This is a genomic window from Amycolatopsis pittospori, from assembly GCF_013870525.1.
GTDB classification, from domain to species: domain Bacteria; phylum Actinomycetota; class Actinomycetes; order Mycobacteriales; family Pseudonocardiaceae; genus Amycolatopsis; species Amycolatopsis pittospori.
Genome location: NZ_JACBXD010000155.1, coordinates 1 through 9,088 on the forward strand (window position 1 = coordinate 1; position 9,088 = coordinate 9,088).

Annotated in this window: 8 protein-coding genes and 1 pseudogene; 1 reads left to right on the forward strand and 8 read right to left on the reverse strand. The window is 67.7% G+C overall.

Annotation, left to right across the window (positions count from 1 at the left end; genetic code table 11):
• The 4 genes and pseudogenes from H5J31_RS38705 to H5J31_RS38720 all read right to left on the reverse strand — a co-directional run.
• A pseudogene (locus H5J31_RS38705) lies at positions 1-974 on the reverse strand (hypothetical protein); the annotation flags it as partial.
• 18 nt (positions 975-992) lie between these two features.
• Positions 993-1,556 (reverse strand): DUF3558 family protein, encoded by a 564-nt coding sequence (locus tag H5J31_RS38710; RefSeq protein WP_181777623.1) that lies wholly within the window; start codon positions 1,554-1,556, stop codon positions 993-995.
• Positions 1,557-1,979, reverse strand: a complete 423-nt coding sequence (locus tag H5J31_RS38715; protein WP_181777624.1) for a hypothetical protein — start codon at positions 1,977-1,979, stop codon at positions 1,557-1,559.
• A 94-nt stretch (positions 1,980-2,073) separates the two neighbouring features.
• Complete coding sequence (locus tag H5J31_RS38720; protein ID WP_328701729.1) at positions 2,074-2,826, reverse strand: ESX secretion-associated protein EspG; 753 nt, start codon at positions 2,824-2,826, stop codon at positions 2,074-2,076.
• Positions 2,827-3,017: 191 nt separating this feature from the next.
• On the opposite strand from H5J31_RS38720, the gene H5J31_RS38725 reads away from it, so the two are divergent.
• Positions 3,018-5,684, forward strand: a complete 2,667-nt coding sequence (locus H5J31_RS38725; RefSeq protein ID WP_181777625.1) for a tetratricopeptide repeat protein — start codon at positions 3,018-3,020, stop codon at positions 5,682-5,684.
• Between the two features lie 67 nt (positions 5,685-5,751).
• Here H5J31_RS38725 and H5J31_RS38730 read toward each other — a convergent pair whose 3' ends face one another.
• From H5J31_RS38730 to H5J31_RS38745, 4 genes are all read right to left on the reverse strand, one after another.
• Positions 5,752-6,336, reverse strand: coding sequence for a PaaI family thioesterase (locus H5J31_RS38730; RefSeq protein ID WP_181777626.1), 585 nt, complete (start codon positions 6,334-6,336; stop codon positions 5,752-5,754).
• 9 nt (positions 6,337-6,345) lie between these two features.
• On the reverse strand, positions 6,346-7,761 hold the full coding sequence (locus H5J31_RS38735) for an MFS transporter (protein ID WP_181777627.1): 1,416 nt from the start codon (positions 7,759-7,761) through the stop codon (positions 6,346-6,348).
• A 212-nt stretch (positions 7,762-7,973) separates the two neighbouring features.
• Positions 7,974-8,438, reverse strand: coding sequence for a hypothetical protein (locus H5J31_RS38740; RefSeq protein WP_236005654.1), 465 nt, complete (start codon positions 8,436-8,438; stop codon positions 7,974-7,976).
• A 4-nt stretch (positions 8,439-8,442) separates the two neighbouring features.
• A complete protein-coding gene (locus tag H5J31_RS38745; protein WP_181777629.1) occupies positions 8,443-9,000 on the reverse strand; it encodes a SigE family RNA polymerase sigma factor in 558 nt (185 codons plus the stop codon).
• Positions 9,001-9,088 lie beyond the last annotated feature (88 nt).

Consider the following 9,088-nt stretch of genomic DNA (forward strand, 5'->3'; position numbering starts at 1 on the left):
TGACCGCCACCCGGCCCCGGCACCCCGGTGTGCCCGCCACCCGTCGTGATCCCCGGCCCCGGCACACCCGGGTTGCCGGGGTTACCCGGGCCAGGCATCCCCGGCGCCGACCCAGGCCCAGTGCCCGGCCCGGACCCCGGCCCGCCACTGAATCCCTTGACGTCCCCGCCGGAAAACCCGGACGCCGTCGTCGACTCGCCCATTTCCGGCGGCGGGGCGAAGGTGGGCTGCTTGGAATTGACGTCGAAGAGCGACTGGTCGTAGGTGTGCATCACCTGCGCGGCCTGCTGATGCGCCTGAAACGACTGCTCCTGCTTGGCCGAAATGTTCCCGACCGTGTCCACCGCCCCCGCGAAGTTCCCCGAGGCGAGTTGCTGCATGGCGTTCTTGTACTCGGCATTGCGGTCGAAGGGGACCTCTTCGGGCATGGAATTCTTGGCGGTCGTCGCCGCGGCCGCCGTCTGGGAGAAGCGGTTGGAAGCCAGGTAGGCGCCGTCGCCCGCTGTGTCGGCCCACTTGCCCAGGTTCTTGAAGAAGCCGTGCGCCGATTCCGCGGCAGGCCCCTGCCAGTGGGCGCCCTCCTTGTTCGCGGCGGAGGTGAGGGCGTTGCTGAAGGTGTTCAAGGCGTCGCCCTGGTTGTTCCAGATCTCGCCCTTTTGGTCGATCTTCTCGGCGGAAAGGTTGTTGTTGACCATGCCGATCAGATCGCCGTGCGAATTGCCCTCGTACCGCTGCCCCGACGGCCCGAGCCCCGCCCGGAACTCCTGCCCCTTCGTGAGCGTCTCGGCCTGCTCGCCGGAGTACTGGCCCGCCTTCGCTTCCGCGGTCAGCCGCGCCGTGAGGGAGTTGCCGCCCGGTCCGGTGTTGGTCTCGTCGTAGGTCTCCGCGTAGCGCTTGCCCTCGTACGTCCGGTGGGCCTTCCCGTCGGCGCTCAGCACGGACTCGAAGTTTTCCTGACCGGCGTTGTCCACCATGATCCCCTCCCGATCTGGTCAGTTCCCTCTTGGCAGCTTGGGTGCGATCTGCTCGGCGATGGACCTTGCGTCAGTGCAAGCTTGTTCGGTCGTGCCGCTGTTCGACAGACCGAGGTTCACTGTCACCCTGGCCTTTTCCGCGACAGCGATTCCGATCAAGCATGCGCCTTTGCCCGCACTGCCGGGTAGTTCGACCGCCTCGCGTCCTGCGATCGAGGTCTGCTTCACTTCGCCTGTGTCGGACTTCAAGTCCGCGATTCCCGCATTCGGAACGAGGTAAACCGCTACGGTTCCATATCGAGGTTTACTTGAGCCGCATCCGTTTTCGCTCTCGTAAGTCTCAATTGCCGGGGGGTCGAATCCCAGGGAAGAGGAGATGGGTTCAAGCAGGTCGCATGCCTTCAAATCGCCGAAGATATCCGCCGGAGCGGCGCTGGAGTTCTGGCCTGGACTTGAGGGCGCGGGCGTGGATGGCGTCGGGTTTCCCGGCTTTTCGGTAGTGCAACCGGCAAGGGTAAGTAGTAATGAGGCGAGCGTGATCACAAGGAAACGCGTCAGGGACTTGGGCCGGTACTGGCTCATCTAGTGGATTTCCTTGCTGATATTGGACAGGTCCTTGCTGCCCGCCTGGTCGCTGGCCTTGTACTTGCTGATAGCCATGTTGATGGCGCCTTGTGCGCGCTCGACGACGGCCTGAAGACTTTCTAGTTGTGTCTTCGCGGACTGACCGTCCCCCGCGGCGATCATCGTCATGTGTTGGCCGACCTGCTCGGTGTATGGGCTTGTTCCGAGTTCAGGTGAATGCGCCAGGTTATCGAAATTGATCTTGTTCTTCGTCCAGCTGTCCAGGTAATCCTGGAGTGCCGTCTTGTAGGCCTCGCCCATCTCCTCGCTGACCGCGAACTTCCCCTCCTTCGCGGCCTTCACCATCGCGTCGGCCTGGCTGGAGAAGTCGCCCAGCATCTGCGAAAAGTCTCCCGGTGGCCCACCGGTGCCGTCTGCCATGGTCTCTCCCCTGTACCAAGTGCCGGTTACTCGTCGCGTTCGTCAGGTCACGATATCAGCGGAAACGGCCCCGGAGGCCGGGTTCCGGCGAGGATCACGCGCTGCCGACGCGGGCGGCTTCGACCAGGTCGTGGATCCATCGTGCCAGGTGGGAGCCGTTCGTGGGGGTGAACGTGCGGCGGACTTCGCCGTCGGGGAAGCGGTCGGTGGTGAGCATGAAGCGGCCGTGGACGCTGTCGAACCATTGGACGCTCTTCTGCTGGGGTTTGCCCCGGTCGTCGCGCAGGGTGATGGCGACCGTGCCGAGCCTTGCCAGCGGGTGTTCGAAGAATCGGCCCGCGTCACCCAGGCGGAGGTTGTCGGGGTCCTCGTCGAAGGGGTCGTCCGGTCGTTTGGCCGGCGGGAGGGTGCTGGACGTCATCACCCGTCCGGGGAACGGCTGCAGTGACGGCAGGTTGTCGAGAAGGACGGGGACGACCTGTTCGGGGTAGACCGGCTCGAAGAGGATGTCGAAGCCGCGTTGCTGGCTCACGACACCCAGCCGGCGGTCCCAGGTCCCTCGGTAGAGGTATTCGGCGTCCTGTTCGACTTCGTGTGCTTCCAGGGTGACGACGAAGTCCGCGGTGGTCCAGAGCCGGATGGTCTCCTCGTAGTCCCGGAGGAGTTCACCGCCGCGTGCGAAGCCTCGGTCGGCGAGCTCGGCCCAGATCTGCTCGCAGTGCCGTTCGCGTTCGGTGATGGTGGTGCCGACGGTCGGGATCTGGAAGGGCAGCACAAATCTGCCGAGCCCGAGTTTTTCGAGTACGACGTCGAGCTGGGCCATCGACATCGAAAAGGACGCAGGCACCGAAGACCTCCCCTTCATCACCTGCTGAATCGGTTCTCTCTCGCACCGTAGCGGGTCCGACCCGGCGCGGGTACGACCTGCCTGCTCACCACTGGTCCATCCATGCCCCCGCCGCCGCCCTCAACGGAGGAGCTGCGCTCCCGGGCCTAGACTCGGTCAAGACGTCGTCGCGGGGATTTCGGGAGGTACCAGTGTCGGAGGAGCCGCGCCGTCCTCGGCACGCAGCACCGGATGACACCACGCCGGACCACGAGGCGGAATCCGCCTCCTGGACACCACCGGCACCGGTTCGCTGGGAGACGCCGGAGCCGTCGATTTCCGGCAGGCTCGATCTCTCCGAACCGCCGCGGCCGAAGCCGGAGGCGAACGCCGAGCAGACGGTCTATCACGCGCCCGTGCAGCGGCCGCAGACGCCGCGCGGTCAGCAGCGGCCGATCCCGGGCGCCGAGGATCCGACGCGGCCGCCGGGTGACATGGCCCCGGTGAGCCCGCAGACCCAGGTCGTCCGCCCCGAGTGGCAGGTCCCGGCCGACGCACCGCAGCCCACCAGCGTGCTCTCCTCGCCCACTCCCGAGACGCAGAGCATCATGCCGCCGACGCCGCGCGTCGACCACGGGCCGGGGCCGCTGCCCGACCCGGGGACCGAAAGCGTCCTCCCGGAACGGTCCAGCGAAAGCCGGGGAACCGGCACAGGCACCGGTACGGGGACCGGATCGGGCAGCCGGGGGACCGGCACCGGTACGGGTTCGTTCCCGGGGACCGCGCGCCGGACGTCGTCGCGCACCTCACGCCGCGGCCGTCTCGGCGCGGGACTGGTCGACGTCCCCCAGGTGCCGTATCGCGACCCGGCGTCCGCGGTCCTCGACAACCCGATGGTGTCGGAGGAGAAGCGCTTCTGCGGTAACTGCAGCGCCAAGGTCGGCCGAGGCAAGGACGGGAAGCCCGGTTCGCCCGAGGGCAAATGCGAGAAGTGCGGGAACTCGTTCTCGTTCGTCCCGAAGCTGCAGCCGAACGAGATCGTCGGTGGCCAGTACGAGGTGCTCGGCGCGCTCGCGTACGGCGGCCTCGGCTGGATCTACCTGGCGCAGGACCACAACGTCAGCGACCGCTGGGTGGTGCTCAAGGGCCTGATCGACACCGGTGACGCCACGGCGATGGCGGCCGCGGCCAACGAGCAGCGGTTCCTCGCCGAGGTCGAGCACCCGAACATCGTCAAGATCCACAACTTCGTGCAGCATCCGGACCGCGAGACCGGCACCTCCGTCGGCTACATCGTCATGGAGTACGTCGGCGGCCAGTCGCTGCGGCAGCTCGCGCTCGCGCACCACCGTGAGACGAAGCGTCCGGAGCCGCTGCCGATCGGACAGGTGATCGCCTACGGGCTCGAGATCCTGCCCGCCATGGGCTACCTGCACAGCCAGAACCTGCTCTACTGCGACCTCAAGCCCGACAACGTCATCCAGACGCATGAGCAGCTCAAGCTGATCGACCTCGGCGCGGTCCGCCGCATCGACGACTACGAGAGTCCGCTGTTCTTCACCACCGGGTACAGCGCGCCGGAGCTGGCGACCCACGGTGCTTCGGTGGCGTCGGATCTCTACACCGTCGGGCGCACGCTCGCCGTCCTCAGCTTCGAGTTCTCGGGCTACACCAGCAAGTACAAGGCGACGCTGCCCGGACCGGACGTCGTCCCGCTGTTCGCGCTCTTCGGTTCGTACTACCGGTTCCTGAGGCGCGCGACGCATACCGACCCGGACCGCCGGTTCATCGCGGCCGAGGAGATGGGCGACCAGCTGACCGGTGTGCTGCGCGAGATCATGGCGCTGGGCACCGGGAAACCGCGACCGGGTGCTTCGACCGTCTTCGGCCCGGAGACCCGCACGTTCGGTGTCGACCTGGTCGTCCCGGAACACGGCGGGAGTGTGCCGCTGCCTGATCCGGGCGAGGTGGTCTCGGGCCTGCCGATCCCGCAGGTCGACACGGACGACCCGGCGGCCGGCATGCTCGCGTCGACGGTCGCGCTCGACCCGAGCGGCGCGATCGAGTCGCTGGCGGGCGCGCCGCGCGAGTCCATCGAGGTCCGGTTGCGCATCGTCCGGGCCCGGATCGAGCTCGGCGAGCTGGTCGAGGCGCAGCGGCAGCTGCAGGCCGCGCAGTATCTCGCGATCAAGGCCGGTTTCCCGCACGACTGGCGGATCGACTGGTACCGCGGGCTGATCGAGCTCGCGGGTGGCCGGTCCCGCGTCGCGCAGGTCGCGTTCGAGGCGGTCTACGACGATCTTCCTGGAGAGGTCGCGCCGAAGCTGGCTCTCGCTGTCAGCGCGGAGGGCGTCGGGGACTACTTCGGCGCCGCGCGCTACTACGAACTGGTGTGGCGAACGGACCGGTCGTACGTCAGCGCCGCCTTCGGGCTCGCTCGCGTGTACCTGGCCCAGGGCGCTCGCGCCAGCGCGATCGAGGTGCTGGAGGCCGTCCCGGCGTCGTCCACGCACTACGTCGCCGCGCAGGTCGCCGCGATCAAGATCAAGACCAGGATCAACGGCGGTGGCAAGGATCCGGTCATGGTCTCCGAGCGCGACCTGGTCGACGCGTCGGCGCGGCTCGAGCGTTTGCAGCTCGACGCCGAGCGTCGCACGCGTCTGTCGGCGGAGGTCCTCGAAGCGGCGCACGGCTGGCTCAACTCGCAGAACCGGCCGACGCCGGGAGTGAAGGTGCTGGGCTGCGCCCTGGACGAGCGTGACCTGCGATTCGGCCTCGAACGCTGCTACCGGACGCTGGCCCGCCTGGCCGGCAGCATCGACCAGCGCGTCGAACTCGTCGACAAGGCCAACGCGATCCGCCCCCGCACGCTCACCTAGCCACGCGTTCAGTCCTCTGAATGCGGTAGTTCGGCATGCCAACTACCGCATTCAGAGGACTAAATGCTCAGGGGTTGATGTCCCACTCGCGTTCGCGTTTGGCCTTTTCGTGCGCGGCGGCGAGCTTTTGCAGCGCCTCGGGGTCCCCGTGGTTGCTGAAGTGCTCGAACTCGACCCGCACGAACAACGCCCGCGCGCGAACCGCGACAGGGCCGTCTTCGGCGTCGAGGCGCCCGTCGGCGCTCACGTAGATCTTCCGGCCCGCGATGCCGTCCAGCTTCGTCGCGATGTACAGCGTCGAGCCGACCGGGACCGGCCGCAGGAAGTCCGTCTCCAGCTTCCCGGTGACGGCGGGCCGCCGAAGCAGGTTGCCGACCGTCGCGCCGAGCGCCTCGTCGAACGCACAGGCCAGCAGGCCGCCATGGGCGAGGCCGGGCGCACCTTGGTGGGCGGAGGTGACGGTGAACTTCGAGTACACCGTCGTTCCTTCGCCCACCGTGGAGTGCAGGTGGAGCCCGGCCTCGATCTCGTCGCCGCACCCGAAACACTCACCGAAGTGAATGCCCAGATGGCTGCCCGGTTGCGGGGCTTTCGGGTGGACGGTCGCCGGTTCGACTTCGACCGGCGGCCACGGCTGCGAGATACGGCTCATGGACAGACGTTAACTCGCCGGTAGCTCCGACGCGCCGCCGGGAGTGGCGGCTTCCGGCTTGCGACGCCGCGCGATCCGCGAGTTCACGATGCCGCGCAACGAAACCCCGGCCGTCTCCGGCAGCAGCAGGATCGGGATGGCCGCGATCGCCGCCGCGCCCATCAGGTAGTACGCGGGCCACAGGTTGTCGCCCGTCGAGGTCACCAGGCTGCCGATGATGTACGACGCCGTCCCGCCGAACGCGGCGGTGGAAACGCTGTACCCGATGGAGAAACCGCCGTAGCGCTCCTGCGTCGGGAACATCGCCGGCAGCGTCGCCGCCAGCACGGCCAGGATCAGCACCAGCGGCACCGCGATCATCGCCAGCCCGAGCATGAGCTGCCAGGCGTTCTGGTCGTCCGCGGCCGCACCCATCAGTGAGAACGCCGGGATGGGCAACACCAGGAAACTCGCGCAACTCGCGATCAGGATGGGTTTTCGGCCGATGCGGTCGGACAGGATGCCGACCGGCACGATCAAGATCAGCATCAGCGCGATGGTCGCGAGGATGATCAGCAGCGGGGTATGCCCGCTGAAACCGACCACGTCCTTGAGGTAGGTCTCCAGGTACGTGATCACGATGTAGTCGGCCACGTTCAGCATCACGACGATGCCGATCAGGTGCAGGATCGACGTCCAGTGCTTCTTGAGCAGTGCCCTCAGCGGCGACTTCTCGACCTGGTTCTTCTTCTCGATCTCCTGGAACAGCGGAGTGTCCTCCAGCTTGTTCCGCAGGTAGAGACCGACGATGCCGAGCGGTCCGGCGATCAGGAACGGCAGTCGCCAGCCCCATTCGCGCATGGCCTCGTCGCCGAGGACCACGGTGAAGATCGTGACGAAGCCGGCGCCCATCGCGAACCCGACGAGCGTGCCGAACTCCAGCCAGCTGCCCCAGAAACCCCGGCGCCGGGCGGGGGCGTACTCGGCGATGAACGTCGCCGCGCCGCCGTACTCACCGCCTGCCGAGAAGCCTTGGATGGTGCGCAACAGGATCAGGAGTACCGCCGCCGCGGGGCCGATCGTCGCGTAGGACGGCAACAGGCCGATGATGAACGTCGACCCGGACATCAGGATGATCGTCAGCGCGAGGACCTTCTGGCGCCCGATCTTGTCCCCGAGCGGCCCGAACACGAAGCTGCCGAACGGCCGCACGATGAACGTGATCGCGAGGACCGCGAAGGTCGCCAGCGCACCTTCCGACGTGCTCGAAGCGTTGAAGAAGACCTGCCCCAGGATGGCGGGCATGAAGCCGAAGACACCGAAGTCGTACCACTCGATGCAGTTACCCATCGCCGCACCGGCGACGGCCTTTCTGATCTGTTCAGGCGGGGCTTCCGCCGGTTCCCCTTTTTCCTGATGCGCCGCGCTTAGCGCCTCTTCGGCCATGGGTTTGACCTCCCGACCCACCCGTTACTTACCCATCGTCGAGGGTTTGTTCCCCCGACCGTAGGGGTTCAAACGTCCGGGTTCAGCGCTTTGAATCGTTCGCGCGACCGTCGTTCCCCCATCTCGGTGACGAACCGCCAGGTGAGCCCGAAGTCGGAGAATTTCCGATTACTTTGGGTGAAACCTCGGGATCCGGACCTTCCGGGCAGGTTTCACCGGCTGATGCCCGCCGTCGGCGGGCTCACCGCACTCGTCGTCGTGGGCTTACGCGGAGGGGAATCCGGGGAGTCGGGGTTCGTCGTCCTGCTCGGTTCCCTGGTCTTGGGCGTCGAGCGTGACTGGCCCGGCTTCGGGGCCGATTCGGGGCCGGGAGGGTGGGGTGTGACCTCCGGCTTCGGCGTTCCCTCGGAGGGGGCGGGCGTGACCGGTGCGGGGGAGACGGTCGACAGCCCTGGTCCGGCGGGTTGCACCGGTGCGGGTCCTTCCCCGCCGCGACCGCCGACGGCGACCGCGCCGAGCACGATCACCGCGGCCGTCGCCAGGGAACTGCCCGCGACCGCCAGCCGCTTGCGTCGTCGCCGGATCCGGCCACCCCGCTCGATGATGTCCGCCGCCCGGATACCCAGCGGGGGACCGCTCACGCCGTGCGAAAGCACGCCCTTGATGTCCTCGTCCATCTCCTCACCTCCCATCGCCGTGCGCTCCGCTCAAGGCCAGTTCACTGAAATGCGGTCCGAGCCGCTTGCGCAGGGTCGCCAGACCCCGTGCGCCCTGACTCTTCACGTTCCCGGTGCTGCAGCCCAGCGCCGAGGCCGTCTCCTCGACGCTGAGATCTTCGAAGTACCGCAGGACCAGCACGGCCCGCTGCTTCGGGGCGATACCGGACAGGGCGTGCCTGACCAGCATCTCCTGTTCCGTCCCGCCGGTTTCAGCGGGGAGCTCGGGAGGCTCGTCGGTGAGCTTCTCCCGTTTGCGCCAGACGCGCCGGTGCTCGGAGAGGAACGTCCTCAGCACGATCTTGCGCGCGTAGCCGTCGAGCGCGTCGTGCCGGGAGAGCCTCGGCCAGGCCAGGTACAGCTTCAGGAGCGCGGCCTGGGTGATGTCCTCGGCCTGGTGCCAGTCGCCGCACAGGAGGTACGCGGTGGCCCGCAGGCTGTGCGCGCGCTCGCCGAAGTACCGGGCGAACTCGCCGTCCCACGGCGAGCCCGTCCCGGTCTTCGGCGAACGGCTCAGCGACACCTAGTTACCGGCTCCTTCGACGATGGCGGGGAGGTTCAGGTCCCCGGTCGGCCCGGCGGGGACGGCCTTCGGGACGCGGTGCTCGCCC